The organism is Burkholderia sp. AU32262 (genome assembly GCF_020419985.1).
GTDB classification, from domain to species: Bacteria; Pseudomonadota; Gammaproteobacteria; order Burkholderiales; family Burkholderiaceae; genus Burkholderia; species Burkholderia semiarida.
The window spans coordinates 13,883-30,966 of record NZ_JAIZRS010000029.1 but is presented as its reverse complement, the minus strand read 5'-3'; the positions used below and the strand labels follow the sequence as shown (position 1 = coordinate 30,966).

Sequence of the window (17,084 nt, the reverse complement as noted above, 5' to 3'; positions counted from 1 at the left end):
ACTACTTCTTACTCATCGATCACACGCAGCATGGAACCGATCAAAGTTGGCCTGTTGGGCTTCGGCACCGTCGGCAGCGGCACCTTCACGGTGCTGCGCCGCAACCAGGAAGAAATCAAGCGACGCGCGGGGCGCGGCATCGAGGTGGCGCGCATTGCCGTGCGCAACCCGGCCAAGGCGCAGGCCGCGCTCGGCGGTGACGCCGCGGCCGCGCAGATCACCGACGACTTCAACGCGGTCGTCGACGATCCGTCGATCGCGATCGTCGCCGAGATGATCGGCGGCACCGGCATCGCGCGCGAGCTCGTGCTGCGCGCGATCGCGAACGGCAAGCACGTCGTCACGGCGAACAAGGCGCTGCTCGCGGTGCACGGCACCGAGATCTTCGAAGCCGCGCGCGAGAAGGGCGTGATGGTCGCGTTCGAGGCGGCCGTCGCCGGCGGCATCCCGATCATCAAGGCGCTGCGCGAAGGCCTGACCGCGAACCGCATCCAGTACATCGCGGGCATCATCAACGGCACGACGAACTACATCCTGTCGGAAATGCGCGACCGCGGCCTCGATTTCGCGACCGCGCTGAAGGCCGCGCAGGAACTCGGCTACGCGGAAGCCGATCCGACCTTCGACATCGAAGGCGTCGACGCCGCGCACAAGGCGACGATCATGAGCGCGATCGCGTTCGGCGTGCCGGTGCAGTTCGACCGCGCGTACGTCGAGGGCATCAGCAAGCTCGACGCGACCGACATCCGCTACGCGGAAGAGCTCGGCTACCGGATCAAGCTGCTCGGCATCGCGCGCCGCGCCGCAAACGGCATCGAGCTGCGCGTGCACCCGACGCTGATCCCGGAAAAGCGCCTGCTCGCGAACGTCGAGGGCGCGATGAACGCGGTCGTCGTGCACGGCGATGCGGTCGGCACGACGCTGTACTACGGCAAGGGCGCGGGCGCGGAGCCGACTGCATCGGCCGTCGTCGCGGATCTCGTCGATGTCACGCGCCTGCATACGGCCGACCCCGAGCATCGCGTGCCGCACCTCGCGTTCCAGCCGGACAGCCTGTCGAACACGCCGATCCTGCCGATCGAGGAAGTGACGAGCGGCTACTACCTGCGCCTGCGCGTCGCCGACCAGACCGGCGTGCTGGCCGCGATCACGCGCATCCTCGCCGAGTCGGGCATCTCGATCGACGCGCTGCTGCAGAAGGAATCGGAGCAGATCGACGGCGCGAACGGCGAGACCGACATCATCCTGATCACGCACGAGACGGTCGAGAAGAACGTCAACGCGGCGATCGCGCAGATCGAGAGCCTCGCGACGGTGGTCTCGAAGGTAACGAAGCTGCGCATGGAAGCGCTGAACTGAGGACCAGGAACGACATGAACTACATCTCCACGCGCGGCGCCGGCATCGGCGAGCGGCATACGTTCTCCGACATCCTGCTCGGCGGTCTCGCGAAGGACGGCGGGCTCTACCTGCCGGCCGAGTATCCGAAGGTGTCCGCCGACGAGCTCGCGCGCTGGCGCACGCTGTCGTACGCGGATCTCGCGTTCGAGATCCTGTCGAAGTTCTGCGACGACGTGCCGGCCGACGACCTGCGCGCGCTCACGCGCCGCACGTACACGGCCGCCGTGTACAGCAACACGCGCCATGGCGAAAACGCGTCCGACATCACGCCGCTGAAGGCGCTCGGCACCGAGAACGGCGCGGCGCTGTCGCTGCTCGAACTGTCGAACGGCCCGACGCTCGCGTTCAAGGACATGGCGATGCAGCTGCTCGGCAACCTGTTCGAGTACACGCTCGCGAAGCACGGCGAAACGCTGAACATCCTCGGCGCGACGTCGGGCGACACCGGCAGCGCGGCCGAGTATGCGATGCGCGGCAAGGCGGGCGTGCGCGTGTTCATGCTGTCGCCGCACAAGAAGATGAGCGCGTTCCAGACGGCGCAGATGTTCAGCCTGCAGGATCCGAACATCTTCAACCTCGCGGTCGAAGGCGTGTTCGACGACTGCCAGGACATCGTGAAGGCCGTGTCGAACGATCACGCGTTCAAGGCGCGGCACAAGATCGGCACCGTCAACTCGATCAACTGGGCACGCGTCGTCGCGCAGGTCGTGTACTACTTCAAGGGGTATTTCGCGGCGACGCAGTCCAACGACGAGCGCGTGTCGTTCACGGTGCCGTCGGGCAACTTCGGCAACGTCTGCGCGGGCCACATCGCGCGGATGATGGGGCTGCCGATCGCGAAGCTGGTGGTCGCGACCAACGAGAACGACGTGCTCGACGAGTTCTTCCGTACCGGCGCGTACCGCGTGCGCAGCGCCGAGAACACCTATCACACGAGCAGCCCGAGCATGGACATCTCGAAGGCGTCGAACTTCGAGCGCTTCGTGTTCGACCTGCTCGGCCGCGATCCGGCGCGCGTGATGCAACTGTTCCGCGACGTCGAGGAGAAGGGCGGCTTCGATCTCGCGGCGAGCGGCGATTTCGCGCGTGTGGCCGAATTCGGCTTCGTGTCCGGCCGCAGCAGCCACGCCGACCGCATCGCGACGATCCGCGACGTGTTCTCGCGCTACGACACGATGATCGATACGCATACGGCCGACGGCGTGAAGGTCGCGCGCGAGCATCTGGAGGCCGGCGTGCCGATGGTCGTGCTCGAGACGGCGCAGCCGATCAAGTTCGGCGAGACGATCCGCGAGGCGCTCGATCGCGAAGCCGAGCGTCCGGCCGCTTTCGACGGGCTCGAGGCGCTGCCGCAGCGCTTCGAGGTCGTGAAGGCCGACGCGCAGCAGGTGAAGGACTTCATCGCCGCCCATACGGGCGCATGACGCACGGCCGGGCCTGCGGGCCCGGTCGCGCGGGACGGCCGGAATGCCGATTCGTCGAACGGATCGGGGTTCCGGCCGTTTCGTTTGGCGCGCGGGCATCATACGCCGCGCGAAACAGGTGCCAGACCCGCGCGTTCGCGCCGATCACAGTTTTCGCATGCCCGCCATATCGCGCGTCCGCGTGGCGTCGTCGCTACAATGACGTATTGATTCCAACGATCCCCGATTCCATCGATGTCGAACCCGAATCCCGCGGCGCCGCGCGCGCCGATGCTGTCGACCGCCGAGGCGCTCGCCGCGCTGCTCGACGCCGCGAAGCCGCTGCCCGGCGCCGAAACCGTCGCCACGCTCGACGCGCTCGGCCGCGTGCTGGCGGCCGACGTCAGCTCGCCGCTCGACGTGCCGCCGATGCATACGAGCGCGATGGACGGCTATGCGGTGCGTGTCGCCGACCTGCTGCACGGCGACCGGCGCCTGCCGGTGTCGCAGCGCATTCCGGCCGGGCATCCGGCCGCGCCGCTCGCGGCCGGCACGGCCGCGCGGATTTTCACCGGCGCGACGGTGCCGCCGGGCGCCGATGCCGTCGTGATGCAGGAGCAAGCATCGGCCGACGGCGACGCGGTCGAGATCCTGCACACGCCGAAGGCCGGCGAATGGATCACCACGCAGGGCGCGGACATTCGTCAGGGTTCGGTGATCCTGCCGGCTGGCACCCGGCTCACGCCGCAGGCGCTGGGTCTCGCCGCGTCGGTCGGCTGCGCGCAACTGGCGGTCGCGCGGCGGATTCGCGTCGCGGTGTTCTTCACCGGCGACGAACTGACGATGCCCGGCGAGCCGCTGAAGCCCGGCGCGATCTACAACTCGAACCGCTTCACGTTGCGCGGGCTGCTCGAGCGGCTCGGCTGCCACGTGACCGATTACGGAATCGTGCCCGACTCGCTGGCCGCGACGCGCGACACGCTGCGCGAGGCCGCCCGCGATCACGACGTGATCCTGACGAGCGGCGGCGTGTCGGTCGGCGACGAGGATCACGTGAAGCCGGCCGTGGAGGCCGAAGGCCGGCTCGCGCTGTGGCAGATCGCGATGAAGCCCGGCAAGCCGCTCGCGTACGGCGCGGTGCGCCGCGGCGACGAGCGCGCCGACGCGCATTTCATCGGGCTGCCCGGCAACCCGGTCTCGAGCTTCGTCACGTTCCTGCTGTTCGTGCGGCCGTTCCTGCTGCGCCTGTCCGGCGTGCGCGACGTCGCGCCGCGCGCGTTGTCGCTGCGTGCCGATTTTTCGCAGAGCAAGGGCGACCGGCGCAACGAATTCCTGCGCGCGCGCGTCAATGCGGCCGGCGGCCTCGACCTGTTCCCGAACCAGAGCTCGGCCGTGCTCACATCGACGGTCTGGGGCGACGGCCTGATCGACAATCCGCCGCAGCACGCGATCAGCGCAGGCGAGACCGTGCGTTTCATTCCGTTTTCCGAACTGCTGTCGTGACGCGACGGCTCCCCGAACCATGAAGATTCAACTGAAATTTTTTGCAAGCGTGCGCGAAGCGCTGGGCGTGGCCGATCAAGAAGCCGACGTGCCGGACGGCGTGACGACCGTCGGCGACGTGCGCGCGTGGCTGCGCGCGCGCGGCGGCGCGTGGGCCGACACGCTGGCCGAAGGGCGCGCGTTGCGCATGGCGTGCAACCACGAGATGACCGACCCCGACACGCGGCTCACCGAAGGCTGCGAGGTCGCGTTCTTCCCGCCCGTCACGGGCGGTTGAGGGGGGAGGCGATGGCAACGGTACGAGTCCAGACCGACGATTTCGATCTGAATGCCGAAGTGGCGGCATTGCGGGCGCGCAACCCGAAGATCGGCGCGCTCGCGTGCTTCGTCGGCACGGTGCGCGACCTGAACGAAGGCGATACGGTCGCCGCGATGGAGCTCGAGCACTATCCGGGAATGACCGAGAAGGCGCTCGAAAAGATCGCGGCCGAGGCCGGCCGGCGCTGGCCGGGTGTCGACGTCGCGATCGTGCACCGCGTCGGCAGGCTGCTGCCGCTCGACCAGATCGTGATGGTCGCGACGGTCGCGTCGCACCGCGGCGACGCGTTCGCGTCGTGCGAGTTCGTGATGGATTATCTGAAGACCGAAGCGCCGTTCTGGAAGAAGGAAACGACGCCTGATGGCGAGCGCTGGGTCGATGCGCGCAGCACCGACGACGCCGCGCTCGCGCGCTGGGGCGTCGAGTCGGGCAACGCGCCGCGCTGAGCGCGGCACGCGGGCGATGCAGCGAAGTGCCGCGTGCGTGCGGTCGTCGCGTGTAAAGGGCGTTACGCGTCCGGGTCGACGCCGCGCCCGATGATCTTCGTCGGAAAAGGCTCGCCGCGGGCGCGCGACGGCAACGTGTGCGAATCGTCGCCCGCGTCGCGGCGGCGCGGCGCGATCGCGTCGAGCAGCGCCTGCTGCTCGGGCGGAATCCGGTAGTCCCAGCCGAACCGGCTCAACTGCAGGCTCTGCGCGATCCGCAGCGCGGGCTCCATGAAACGAACCGCCGCGGGCGGCGCGTAGCGCGCTTCGACGGTGTTCAGGAACAGCGACAACCAGCGGCTGAAATGGGCCGGCTCGATCCCGTCGAGCGGCTGGTGCGCCTGCTGCACGTTGCCGCGATAGCCCTTGGTGCCGAGCACGAGGCTCGACCAGAACGTCACCATCTTCGGCAGATGGTCGTCCCAGCGGCCGGCCAGCTTCGCGTCGAATACGGGCCCCAGCAGCGGATCGGCGCGTACGCGGTCGTAGAACGCGTAGACGAGATCGCGGATGTTGTCTTCGGTCGGCTCGGCGTCGCGGGGGCGGGCCGGTACGGTATCGGGCGAGACGGGTTGGGCAGTCATGACGAAAAGGGCCGGTAGAGCGGGGCGGTGACGGCGCGACGGCGCCGGCGACGGGCAGGACGCCGGTCGGATTTTGACGCAAAATAGCGTCCAATAACCCCTGGAAAACGTGTAGATATCCCGCATCTTATTGCGCGCACGCGATCCCGGCAACCCGGGGCCGCGCCACGGCGCCGTCTATCGGCCCTGCACGCCTCGCGATCGGCCCGGTTCATCTGAGCGGGGCACGATCGACCTTTTCTGTATTCGCTCATGAGACTCACCGACTACACCGACTATTCGCTGCGCGTGATGTTGTATCTGGCCGTGCGCGGCGAGGGGCTCGCGACGATCCAGGAGATCTCGGACGCCTACGGCATCTCGAAGAACCATCTGATGAAAGTCGTCCAGCGGCTCGGCGAACTGGGCTGGGTCGACACCGTGCGCGGCCGCAACGGCGGGCTGCGGCTGTTCGCCGATTCGCTGCGGCTGACGGTCGGCCAGGTCGTGCGGGCGACCGAAAACGACTTCGCGCTGGTCGGCTGCTTTTCGCCCGACGGCAGCGAGCCGCGCGGCTGCGTGATCGAGCCGCAGTGCCGACTGAAAAGCGTGCTGGCGGCCGCGCGCGATGCCTTCTTCGCGGAGCTCGATCGTCACACGCTCGGCGAGCTGGCCGTGCCCGCATCGCCGCTCGCGGCGTTGCTCGGCATTCGTCCGGTCGCGCTCGTGCGTGCCGCGCCGTCGCCGGACGAAGCGCCGGCAGTTGAACAGACGTCCTCCAGGGCCCCCTGATGCGCGGGGCGCCGCGCGCTGCCCGCTCGCGCCATCGCGCCGCCGGACCGTTTTCAGGTTATCCGGCAATTTTTGCGCTGAATCAACCCGAATTTCGCTTGAAAGCCGCATAACCATCCTCATCTTGGTGTTAATCGAAAATTGGAGGTCTCAACCAAATGAGAATCGACAAGCTCACCACCAAGTTCCAGGAAGCACTCGCGGACGCGCAAAGCCTCGCGGCGGGCCGCGACAATCAATACATCGAACCCGTTCACGTGCTCGCGGCGCTGGTCGCGCAGCACGACGGCTCGGCCCGCTCGCTGATGTCGCGCGCGGGCGTGCACGTGCAGGCGCTCCAGGGCGCGCTGAACGAAGCCATTTCGCGCCTGCCGCAAGTAACGGGCACGGGCGGCGACATCCAGATCGGCCGTGAGTTGGCCGGCCTGCTGAATCAGGCCGACAAGGAAGCGCAGAAGCTCAACGACACGTTCATCGCGAGCGAGATGTTCCTGCTCGCCGTGTCCGACGACAAGGGCGACGCTGGCAAGCTCGCGCGCCAGCACGGTCTCACGCGCAAGGCGCTCGAAGCCGCGATCGCCGCGGTGCGCGGCGGCTCGCAGGTGCACAGCCAGGACGCCGAAAGCCAGCGCGAGGCGCTGAAGAAATACACGGTCGACCTGACCGAGCGCGCCCGCGCGGGCAAGCTCGACCCGGTGATCGGCCGCGACGACGAAATTCGCCGCTCGATCCAGATCCTGCAGCGCCGCACGAAGAACAACCCGGTGCTGATCGGCGAACCGGGCGTCGGCAAGACCGCGATCGTCGAAGGGCTCGCGCAGCGGATCGTCAACGGCGAGGTGCCCGAGACGCTGAAGGGCAAGCGCGTGCTGTCGCTCGACATGGCCGCGCTGCTCGCCGGCGCGAAGTATCGCGGCGAGTTCGAGGAACGCCTGAAGGCCGTGCTCAACGACATCGCGAAGGACGAAGGCCAGACGATCGTCTTCATCGACGAAATTCACACGATGGTCGGCGCGGGCAAGGCCGAAGGCGCGATGGACGCGGGCAACATGCTGAAGCCGGCGCTGTCGCGCGGCGAACTGCACTGCATCGGCGCGACCACGCTCGACGAATACCGCAAGTACATCGAGAAGGACGCCGCGCTCGAACGCCGCTTCCAGAAGGTGCTCGTCGACGAGCCGAGCGTCGAGGCGACGATCGCGATCCTGCGCGGGCTGCAGGAGAAGTACGAACTGCACCACGGCGTCGACATCACCGACCCGGCGATCGTCGCCGCGGCCGAGCTGTCGCATCGCTACATCACCGACCGCTTCCTGCCCGACAAGGCAATCGACCTGATCGACGAAGCCGCCTCGAAGATCAAGATGGAAATCGATTCGAAGCCGGAAGAGATGGACAAGCTCGACCGTCGTCTGATCCAGCTGAAGATCGAGCGCGAAGCGGTGAAGAAGGAGCAGGACGAAGCGTCGCAGAAGCGCCTGCAACTGATCGAGGAAGAGATCGATCGCCTCGGCCGCGAATATGCGGATCTGGAAGAGATCTGGACCGCCGAGAAGGCCGCGGTGCAGGGCAGCGCGCAGCTCAAGGAAGAGATCGAGAAGGTGCGGGCGGACATCGCGCGGCTGCAGCGTGAAGGCAAGCTGGAGAAGGTCGCCGAGCTGCAGTACGGCAAGCTGCCGCAGCTCGAGGCGCAACTGAAGCAGGTCACGCAGGCCGAGGAGCAGGAGCAGCACAACCCGACGCGTCCGCGACTGCTGCGCACGCAGGTCGGTGCGGAGGAAATCGCGGAAGTCGTGTCGCGTGCGACGGGCATCCCCGTGTCGCGGATGATGCAAGGCGAACGCGAGAAGCTGCTGCACATCGAGGAAAAGCTGCACGAGCGCGTGGTCGGCCAGGACGAGGCGATCAGCGCAGTGGCCGATGCGATCCGTCGGTCGCGCGCGGGGCTCGCCGATCCGAACCGTCCGTACGGCTCGTTCCTGTTCCTCGGCCCGACCGGTGTCGGCAAGACCGAGCTGTGCAAGGCGCTGGCGTCGTTCCTGTTCGATTCGGAAGAGCACCTGATCCGCATCGACATGAGCGAGTTCATGGAGAAGCACAGCGTCGCGCGGCTGATCGGCGCGCCGCCGGGCTACGTCGGCTACGAGGAAGGCGGCTACCTGACGGAAGCCGTGCGCCGCAAGCCGTACAGCGTGATCCTGCTCGACGAGATCGAGAAGGCGCATCCGGACGTGTTCAACGTGCTGCTACAGGTGCTCGACGACGGCCGCATGACGGACGGGCAGGGGCGTACGGTCGACTTCAAGAACACGGTCATCGTGATGACGTCGAACCTCGGCTCGCAGGTGATCCAGGCGATGACGGGCTCGCCGCAGGACGAGATCAAGGACGCCGTGTGGCTCGAGGTGAAGCAGCATTTCCGCCCCGAGTTCCTGAACCGGATCGACGACGTCGTCGTGTTCCACGCGCTCGACCGCAGCAACATCGAGTCGATCGCGAAGATTCAGCTGGCGCGCCTGCATGACCGGCTCGCGAAGCTCGACATGGCGCTCGACGTGTCGCCGGCGGCGCTCGAACAGATCGCGAAGGTCGGCTACGATCCGGTGTTCGGTGCGCGGCCGCTGAAGCGCGCGATCCAGCAGGAGATCGAGAACCCGGTCGCGAAGCTGATCCTCGCGGGCCGCTTCGGTCCGAAGGACGTGATCCCGGTCGACGTGAACGACGGCCAGTTCGTGTTCGACCGCGTCGTTCACTGATCGTCCGCCATCGGCCGCGTGCCCGGCTCACGCCGGGCGCGCAAAACGAACACCCCGCCTCGGCGGGGTGTTTGCTTATGGAGCGGCCGAACGGGCCGCCCGGTCGCGGTGCGGGCTCAGCCTTGCTTGTTGCCGCCGAACATGCCGGCGAGCTGCGTGAGCGTGCCGAGCACGTTCGACGTGTCGACCTGGCCGCCGGCCGGCACTTCGCCGTTCGGCGTCGCGCCGTTGACGACGTGCGGCAGCACCTGCGCGAGGATCGACGAGGCCTGCGCGGGATCGATGCCGACCTTGCTCGCGAGCGAGCCCACGACGTCCGAGCCGAGCACGTTCTGCAGCGTATCCGGCGAGATCGGCTGGTTTTCGCCGGTGCCGACCCACGAACCGATGATCTCGCCGGCGCCGCCGGCCTTGAACTTCTCGATCAGCCCGTTCAGGCCGCCCGGCTGGTTGTTGATGAATTCGAGCGCGGTCGTGATCAGCGCGCTTTGCGAGTTGCCGCCGGCCTGGCCGCCGATCAGACCGCCGACGATGTCGAGGAGACCCATGGTTCTTCACCTTCACTGAAAAGGGCGCCGTGACGACGGCGCCCGTTGAACGAATGCCGCGCGCACGCCGTCGCGCGCGCGGCGCACATCAGGCGCCCGACGCCGCGGCGGCGGAGGCTGCCTTGTCCTTCTTGCTCTTCTTCTTCGAACCCTTCGCCGCCTTCGTGGACGATGCGGCCGCCGGTGCGCTCGCACCCGCGTCCGCGGATGCCGCGGCCGCCGCTGCCGCCTTTTCCTTCTTCGATGCGCGCTTGGTCTTGGCCGGCTTGGCGGCTGCTTCCGGTGCGCTCGCCGCCGGCGCGGGGGCCGTGGCCGTCGTGCCGGCCGTCGCGGTCGTGGACGTCGATGCGGTGCCTGCCGAGGTCGTGGTCGATGGGGTCGCCGACGTCGTCGCGGCCGGCTTCGACGGCTTCACGCCCTTCGGCGGCGTCGACGAGCCGCCGATCGTCAGGCCGTTTTCCTCGAGATGCCCGACCGACTTCGTGCCGAGACCCTTCACGCGGTTCGCGAGATCGTCGGCGTCCTTGAACGGGCCGTTCTTGGTGCGTTCGTCGATGATCGCCTTCGACTTCACGGGCCCGAGACCCTTCACGGATTCGAGCGCGGCCTGGTCGGCCGTGTTGACATCGACGGCCGCGGCAAGGCCGGCGGCGAGCGACAGCGACAGCGCGACGAACAGCATCAGCAGCTTTTTCAGCATGGCAAGGGCTCCCTGGTTCTGACGGATGAATGGTTGTTGCAACGGACGGCGGCCCACGAACTGGCCGGGCGTCGCCGTTAAGCATAGGACAAATGCGTGCCCTTTTTGAGACAGGCTGATCGCATCTTGCTGAAGGCTTGCGGTGCTGTAAAGGCCGAAAGCGGTCGCGGCGGGCGATTTTGACCATTCTTTACGGTGTCGCAGGGGGATCGCGGGCGAACGCCGCACTGGCCGTCAGACAATGCTTGACTTAGAGTGAACTCTAACTCCTAACCTTGTTCCTGCCATGTCGAAAACCGTATCCCAACCCTCCGCCGCCGGTCCGCTGACGATCGGTCAAGTCGCCGAACTGACGGGCGTGTCGACGCACACGTTGCGGTATTACGAGCAGGCCGGCCTGCTGCGCGCGATTTCACGCACGGCGGCCGGGCACCGGCTCTATGCGCCGGCCGACCTTGACTGGCTGGCCTTCGTGATGCGCCTGAAGGCGACCGGCATGCCGATCGCGCAGATGCAGGCGTTCGCGGTGCTGCGCGAGCAGGGCGAGTCGACGTTCCGCGCGCGGCGCGACTTGCTGGTCGCGCATCGCGACGCGGTGCGCGCGCATATCGCGGAGCTGCAGGCGAGCCTCGATGCGATCGGCGCCAAGATCGCGTACTACGAGGCGCAGGAACGGGAAACGGAACGACGGGCGCATCTTTCTCACTCTTTATCGGAACAGGACGGACAAGATGGAACGACTCGTTGAGGATCGCTACACGCGCGGCTGGAACAAGCTCAAGGAAATCGACGGCGAAGCGGGCGAACGCGTGATCGCGGCGCTTGCGCCGATCGCGCCGGATTTCGCGCGGCTCCTGGTCGAATTCAGCTTCGGCGACATCTACAGCCGGCCGCAACTCGACCTGAAGGCGCGCGAAATCGCGACGATCGCCGCACTGGCCGCGCTCGGCAACGCGCAGCCGCAACTGAAGGTGCATATCGAGGCCGCGCTGAACGTCGGCTGCACGCGCGACGAGATCGTCGAGGTGTTCATGCAGATGGCCGTGTATGCGGGGATGCCGGCCGCGCTCAACGCGCTGTTCGCCGCGCACGAGGTGTTCAAGCGGCGCGACGAAGCGGCCGGCGGGGCAGACCACGCGAACGAAGCGGCCGGGCAGCCCGCATGACGGCGCGCGTCACGCGCGGTGCGGCGCGACGATCCGGTGCTTCGCGATGCGCCGGTACAGCGTCGCGCGCGACATGCCGAGCGCGCGGGCGGCCGCGTCGGGCCGCCAGCGATGCGCGGTGAGCGCGGCGACGATGCGCCCGCGTTCGTCGTCGGGCAGCACGCCCGCCGGGGTGCCGCCGAGTTGCGCGGCGAGCTCGGCCGGCAGGTCGTGCCGCGTCACGCGCGCGGCGTCGCACACCGCGCACGCATAGCGCAGCACGTTGCGCAGTTGCCGCACGTTGCCCGGCCACGGGTAGGCCGCGAGCTGTTCGGCGAGCGTCGCATCGAGCGTCAGCACGTGGCCGGTCGCCTGCGCCTCCTCGGCGAACACGGCGGCGATCACGTCGCGCACGTCCGCGCGCTCGCGCAGCGGCGGCAGCTCGAACGTCGCGCCGCTCAACCGGTAGTACAGATCCTCGCGGAACGTGCCGTCGGCCACCATCCGCGCAAGATCGCGGTGCGTCGCGCAGATCACGTCGAGATCGACGCGCACCGGCGTATCGCTGCCGAGCGGCACGACCTCGCCGTCGGCCAGCACGCGCAGCAGGCGCGTCTGCAGCGCGAGCGGCATGTCGCCGATTTCATCGAGAAACAGCGTGCCGCCGTCGGCGAGCGCGATCTTGCCGCGCGCGCCGTGCTTGCGTGCGCCGGTGAACGCGCCGGCCGCATAGCCGAACAGTTCGCTCTCGATCAGCGCTTCCGGCAGCGCGCCGCAGTTCACGGCGACGAACGGCCGCGCGCGCCGCGCGCCGGCGTCGTGGATCGCGCGGGCGAACACTTCCTTGCCCGCGCCGGTTTCGCCGAGCACGAGGATCGGCAGCCGCTTGCTCGCGACGCGCAGCGCGAGTTCGGCCTGTTGCGCGATGCGCGCATCGCTGCTGTGCAGGAACGGCGTCAGCGCGCCGACGTGACGCGGCGCGGCGGTGCCCGGGCGGCGCGATGCCGTGGCGGCCCGGGCCGCGCCCGGTTCGCGGCCGGCGCGGCGTAGCGGCGCGCGCAGCCGCGCGTAGAGCGGGGCGCCGGTCGCGCGCAGCCGCAGCGCGACGATCGCGTCGAGCCGCGCCGCGTCGCGCAGCGGCATCTCGGTCGCATCGAAGATCTCGTCGATATGGCGCGGCTCGCGCAGCGCCGGCAGCGCGTCGCGCGCGTGCCGGTTCGCGGCGACGATGTTGCCGCATTCGTCGAACGCGATCAGCCACTCGGGCTGCGCCTCGACGTAGTGACGGTTCGGATGCCCGAACAATATCCAGTGCTGCGCGGTGCTGTGCACGAAGTAGCCGTCCTCGATCAGCGCCGCGCTTTGCCGCACGAGCTGGTAGACGAGGCGCTGGCTGTCGCGGCCGTCGGGCGAATGCACGGCCGACGCGTCGAGCACGCCGATCAGTTCGCCGGCCGGCGAGAAGATCGGCGCCGCGCTGCACGTGAGCGTCGTGAACGCCGCGCGAAAGTGATCGGTCTTGTGCACGGTGATCGGCGCGAGATCGGTCAGCACGCTCGCGACGCCGCAGGTTCCTTCCTCGCTTTCCGACCAGCACGAGCCGATGTGCAGCCCCGCATGACGGAAGTCGTTGCGGCGCTCGCGGTCGATCCGGTAGTCGATCGTCACGCCGTGCGCGTCGGTCAGCATCACGCAGTAGTCGGCGACGCGGATCATGTCGTGCAGCCGCGTCAGGCACTGGCCCGACGCGCGCAGGAAGGCCTCTTCCTTGTCGCGCACTTCGCGCAGCTCGGCCGCGGTCAGCACGCGCGGGCCGATCGACGAAGCGGGGTCGAGACGATAGCGCTCCAGCGATCGCTGCCACGAAGACACGAGGCGCGCGGAATCGGCCGGCGCGGGCAGGCGCCCGGCGAGCGCGCCGAGTATGCGGTCGGCGTGCTGGGCCTGGGGGACGGCGTAGGGCATGGTCGGCTCCGGGTACGGCGGGGATGTCGCTGTTCTTGTAGCACATCCGGTCCGGCGGATCACACTGCATTGCAGCACGCGGCGCGCGTGAGACGGTCGTCTCACCGGTATCCGATGCGTCTCGCGCGATTGAGACGGCCGCCCGCGCGCGGCGCGACGGTCGTCAGGCGGGGCGTCGCGCGCGCGGCGCCGCGCGAACGCAGGGTTTGCGGGCGGAACGCCGCGCATGCGCGCGCGCCGCGACGATCGCGTCGCCGTATCGACGGCATGAGACGTACCGGCGAATTCGACGCGCGCCGCGCCGTCACGACCGCGCATTCCGAACCCGCGCATGCCCGCCGCGCCAGCGCGGACGCGGGTTTCGCGGCCATCGCATGCACGATGGCACGCCGCTTGCAGAGATGACGGGCAAGCCGGCGATCGCGTCGGCGACGACGATCCGCCGCCCGCCGATGGCAGCGGACGAAACAGGCGAGGCGGCGCGCGCAATACGCCGGCCCTGCCGACTGGATGGAGACAAACCCGTGACGACGCCCGTTACCGTCGGCGTGATCGCGAACCCCGCATCGGGGCGCGACATCCGCCGCCTCACGACGCATGCATCCGTGTTCCCGACCGCGGAGAAGGCGAACATGATCGTGCGCCTGCTGGCCGGCCTCGGCGCGATGGGCGTCGAGCGCGTGCTGACGCTGCGCGACCGCACGGGCATCGCGACGCTGCTGCTGCGCGCGATCGACACGCATCGCGCGGTCGCGCCGCACGAGCGCTGGCCTCAGGTCGAATTCGTCGACCTGCCGATCACCGACAGCGTCGCCGACACGCAGGCCGGCGCCGCCTATCTGCATCGGATGGAAGTGTCGCTGATCGTCGTGCTCGGCGGCGACGGCACCCATCGCGCGGTGGCCGCGCATTGCGGCGCGACGCCGCTCGTCGCGCTGTCCACCGGCACCAACAACGCGTTTCCCGAACATCGCGAGGCGACCGTCGCCGGCGTCGCCGCGGGGCTCGTCGCGACCGGCGCCGTGCCGGCCGAGGTCGCGTTCGTGCGCAACAAGCGGCTCGTCGTGCGCTGCGTCGCGGGCGCGCAGCCCGGGCGCGAGGAGATCGCGCTCGTCGATGTGTGCGCCGCGCGGCAGCGCTTCGTCGGCGCGCGCGCGATCTCCGGCTCGGACGACATCGACACGCTCTATCTGACGTTCGCGGAACCGGACGGCATCGGCCTGTCCGCGCTCGGCGGCGCGTGGGCGCCGCTCGAACGCAGCGCGCCGCACGGGCTCGCGATGCGCTTCGCGGATGCCGGCAAGACGGCCGGCACGCCGCTCGTCGCGCCGATCGCGCCGGGGCGCGTCGACCGCGTCGTGATGCGCAGTTGCGAGCGGCTCGAGCCGGGCGCGTGGCACGCGATTCCGTTCGAGCGCGGCACGCTCGCGTTCGACGGCGAGCGCGAGATCGAGGTCGCGCGCGGCGATCGCTACGAGATCGCACTCGACTGGGGCGGACCGTTGACGGTCGACGTCGGCCGCACGCTGCGCTACGCGTCGTCACGGCAACTGCTGCGCGATGCCGGTGCGTGGCACGACTGATACACCGGTTTCACGAAGACGTTTCGACATCCATCACGATCATCAAGGAGACATCGCCATGACAGCCCCTCTCGAAGGACAGGTCGCCATCGTCACGGGCGGCGCGCGCGGCATCGGCCGCGGCATCGCGCTGACGCTCGCCGGCGCCGGTGCCGACATCCTGCTGGCCGACCTGCTCGACGACGCGCTCGACGCGACCGCCGGCGAGGTGCGCGCGCTCGGCCGCCGCGCGGCGATCGCGAAGGTCGACGTCACGCAGGCCGCGCAGGTCGACGCGATGGTCGCGCAGGCGCTCGGCGACCTCGGCGGGCTCGACATCCTCGTGAACTGCGCGGGCGTGATCAGCATCCGTCCGGTTGCCGAACTGACCGAGCGCGACTGGGATTTCGTGATGGACGTGAACGCAAAGGGCACGTTCCTCGGCTGCCGCGCGGCGCTCGCGCATCTGAAGGCGCAGCGGCGCGGCCGGATCATCAACGTCGCGTCGATCGCGGGCAAGGAAGGCTTCCCGAATCTCGCGCACTACAGCGCATCGAAATTCGCGGTCGTCGGCTTCACCAACGCGCTGGCGAAGGAGCTCGCGCGCGACGGCGTGACCGTCAACGCGATCTGCCCCGGCATCGTCCGTACCTACATGTGGGACCGGCTGTCCGACGAATGGAAGACCGACGGCGAATCGGTCGAGGAGTCGTGGCAGCGGCACCAGTTGACGCTGATTCCGCAGGGCCGCGCGCAGACGCCGGAAGACATGGGCCGGCTCGCGCTGTTCTTCGCGACGATGGACAACGTGACGGGCCAGGCCGTGAACGTCGACGGCGGCTTCACGTTTCACTGACGGCCGCAGGCCGTGCAATCCGCCGCCACGGCATGGCCGGGGCGGCATTCGCAGTCAGACCTACCCAGGAGACACACATGACCGCTTCGACACAGCTCGGCAGGGACAAGCTGCTGGACGCCTATCGGCTGATGCGCACGATCCGCGAATTCGAGGAACGCCTGCACGTCGAATTCGCGACCGGCGAGATACCCGGCTTCGTTCACCTGTACGCGGGCGAGGAGGCGTCCGCCGTCGGCACGATGCTGCACCTCGGCCTCGACGACTACGTGGCCACCACGCACCGCGGCCACGGCCATTGCATCGCGAAGGGCGTCGACGTGCACGGGATGATGGCCGAGATCTACGGCAAGAAGACAGGCGTCTGCCACGGCAAGGGCGGCTCGATGCACATCGCCGACCTGTCGATGGGGATGCTCGGCGCGAACGGGATCGTCGGCGCGGGCGGCCCGCTCGTGTGCGGTGCGGCGCTCGCGGCCAAGTACAGGAAAACCGGCGGCGTCGGCGTGTGCTTCTTCGGCGACGGCGCGTCGAACCAGGGCGTGATCTTCGAATCGATGAACCTCGCGTCGGTGTGGCGGCTGCCCGCGATCTTCGTCGCCGAAAACAACGGCTATGCGGAAGCGACGTCGTCGAGCTGGTCGGTCGCGACCGACAACATCGCCGATCGGGCGAACGGGTTCGGGATGCCGGGCGTGATCGTCGACGGCTTCGACTTCTTCGCGGTGCATGAGGCGCTCGGCGAAGCCGTCGACCGCGCGCGCAACGGCGGCGGCCCGACGCTCGTCGAGGTGAAGTTCACGCGCTATTTCGGCCACTTCGAGGGCGATGCGCAAACCTATCGCGCGCCGGGCGAAGTGCAGAAGCTGCGCGACGAGAAGGACTGCCTGAAGCATTTCGAAACGCGCGTCGTGCGCGCCGAAGCGCTGACGACGGCCGACCTGCGCGCGGTGGACGCCCAGGTGAAGGCGCTGATCGACGACGCGGTCGCGCAGGCGAAGGCGGCGCCGCTGCCGGATGCCGCCGACCTGCTCGCCGACGTCTACGTGTCGTATCCGTGAACTCGGCCTGACCGAGCAGCCGGCA

16 protein-coding genes are annotated in these 17,084 nt (G+C 68.8%); 12 read left to right on the top strand and 4 right to left on the bottom strand.

Annotation, left to right across the window (positions count from 1 at the left end):
- Nucleotides 1–30: 30 nt before the first annotated feature.
- From LGN10_RS27670 to LGN10_RS27650, 5 genes are all read left to right on the top strand, one after another.
- A complete protein-coding gene (locus LGN10_RS27670; protein WP_059585276.1) occupies nt 31–1,359 on the top strand; it encodes a homoserine dehydrogenase in 1,329 nt (442 codons plus the stop codon).
- Nucleotides 1,360–1,373: 14 nt separating this feature from the next.
- Nucleotides 1,374–2,825 (top strand): threonine synthase, encoded by a 1,452-nt coding sequence (gene thrC / locus LGN10_RS27665; RefSeq protein ID WP_124658618.1) that lies wholly within the window; start codon nt 1,374–1,376, stop codon nt 2,823–2,825.
- A 234-nt stretch (nt 2,826–3,059) separates the two neighbouring features.
- Nucleotides 3,060–4,307 (top strand): gephyrin-like molybdotransferase Glp, encoded by a 1,248-nt coding sequence (gene glp / locus LGN10_RS27660; RefSeq protein ID WP_226225697.1) that lies wholly within the window; start codon nt 3,060–3,062, stop codon nt 4,305–4,307.
- A 19-nt stretch (nt 4,308–4,326) separates the two neighbouring features.
- Nucleotides 4,327–4,584, top strand: coding sequence for a molybdopterin converting factor subunit 1 (gene moaD / locus LGN10_RS27655; RefSeq protein ID WP_226225696.1), 258 nt, complete (start codon nt 4,327–4,329; stop codon nt 4,582–4,584).
- 11 nt (nt 4,585–4,595) lie between these two features.
- Nucleotides 4,596–5,072 (top strand): molybdenum cofactor biosynthesis protein MoaE, encoded by a 477-nt coding sequence (locus tag LGN10_RS27650; RefSeq protein WP_060316491.1) that lies wholly within the window; start codon nt 4,596–4,598, stop codon nt 5,070–5,072.
- Nucleotides 5,073–5,134: 62 nt separating this feature from the next.
- Here the strand turns inward: LGN10_RS27650 and LGN10_RS27645 are convergent, their stop codons facing one another.
- Nucleotides 5,135–5,695 (bottom strand): group III truncated hemoglobin, encoded by a 561-nt coding sequence (locus tag LGN10_RS27645; RefSeq protein WP_124658619.1) that lies wholly within the window; start codon nt 5,693–5,695, stop codon nt 5,135–5,137.
- Nucleotides 5,696–5,947: 252 nt separating this feature from the next.
- Between LGN10_RS27645 and LGN10_RS27640 the strand changes: the two genes are divergently transcribed.
- Entirely contained in the window at nt 5,948–6,466 is a 519-nt protein-coding gene (locus LGN10_RS27640; protein WP_060966201.1) for an Rrf2 family transcriptional regulator, read from the top strand.
- Between the two features lie 158 nt (nt 6,467–6,624).
- On the top strand, nt 6,625–9,222 hold the full coding sequence (gene clpB / locus LGN10_RS27635) for an ATP-dependent chaperone ClpB (protein ID WP_089464826.1): 2,598 nt from the start codon (nt 6,625–6,627) through the stop codon (nt 9,220–9,222).
- 116 nt (nt 9,223–9,338) lie between these two features.
- Here the strand turns inward: clpB and LGN10_RS27630 are convergent, their stop codons facing one another.
- Nucleotides 9,339–9,770, bottom strand: coding sequence for a YidB family protein (locus tag LGN10_RS27630; protein WP_099316472.1), 432 nt, complete (start codon nt 9,768–9,770; stop codon nt 9,339–9,341).
- An 88-nt stretch (nt 9,771–9,858) separates the two neighbouring features.
- The gene (locus LGN10_RS27625) at nt 9,859–10,470 is read right to left on the bottom strand and encodes a ComEA family DNA-binding protein (protein ID WP_226225694.1); all 612 of its coding nucleotides are present in this window, start codon (nt 10,468–10,470) and stop codon (nt 9,859–9,861) included.
- A gap of 286 nt (nt 10,471–10,756) precedes the next feature.
- Between LGN10_RS27625 and LGN10_RS27620 the strand changes: the two genes are divergently transcribed.
- Together LGN10_RS27620 and LGN10_RS27615 are read left to right on the top strand one after the other, a co-directional pair.
- The gene (locus tag LGN10_RS27620) at nt 10,757–11,218 is read left to right on the top strand and encodes a MerR family transcriptional regulator (RefSeq protein ID WP_226225693.1); all 462 of its coding nucleotides are present in this window, start codon (nt 10,757–10,759) and stop codon (nt 11,216–11,218) included.
- Complete coding sequence (locus LGN10_RS27615; RefSeq protein WP_059585287.1) at nt 11,202–11,636, top strand: carboxymuconolactone decarboxylase family protein; 435 nt, start codon at nt 11,202–11,204, stop codon at nt 11,634–11,636. The genes LGN10_RS27620 and LGN10_RS27615 overlap by 17 nt, the downstream gene beginning before the upstream one ends.
- A 9-nt stretch (nt 11,637–11,645) precedes the next feature.
- On the opposite strand, the gene LGN10_RS27610 is transcribed toward LGN10_RS27615, so the two are convergent.
- Nucleotides 11,646–13,580 carry a sigma-54-dependent Fis family transcriptional regulator gene (locus LGN10_RS27610; RefSeq protein WP_059585288.1) on the bottom strand — a complete coding sequence of 645 codons (1,935 nt, stop codon included), beginning with the start codon at nt 13,578–13,580 and terminating at the stop codon, nt 11,646–11,648.
- 524 nt (nt 13,581–14,104) lie between these two features.
- On the opposite strand from LGN10_RS27610, the gene LGN10_RS27605 reads away from it, so the two are divergent.
- From LGN10_RS27605 to LGN10_RS27595, 3 genes are all read left to right on the top strand, one after another.
- Nucleotides 14,105–15,163 (top strand): ATP-NAD kinase family protein, encoded by a 1,059-nt coding sequence (locus LGN10_RS27605; protein WP_099316468.1) that lies wholly within the window; start codon nt 14,105–14,107, stop codon nt 15,161–15,163.
- A gap of 58 nt (nt 15,164–15,221) precedes the next feature.
- Nucleotides 15,222–15,998, top strand: coding sequence for an SDR family NAD(P)-dependent oxidoreductase (locus tag LGN10_RS27600; protein WP_059585291.1), 777 nt, complete (start codon nt 15,222–15,224; stop codon nt 15,996–15,998).
- Nucleotides 15,999–16,075: 77 nt separating this feature from the next.
- Nucleotides 16,076–17,059, top strand: coding sequence for a thiamine pyrophosphate-dependent dehydrogenase E1 component subunit alpha (locus tag LGN10_RS27595; protein WP_059645684.1), 984 nt, complete (start codon nt 16,076–16,078; stop codon nt 17,057–17,059).
- The last annotated feature ends 25 nt before the right edge of the window (nt 17,060–17,084 follow it).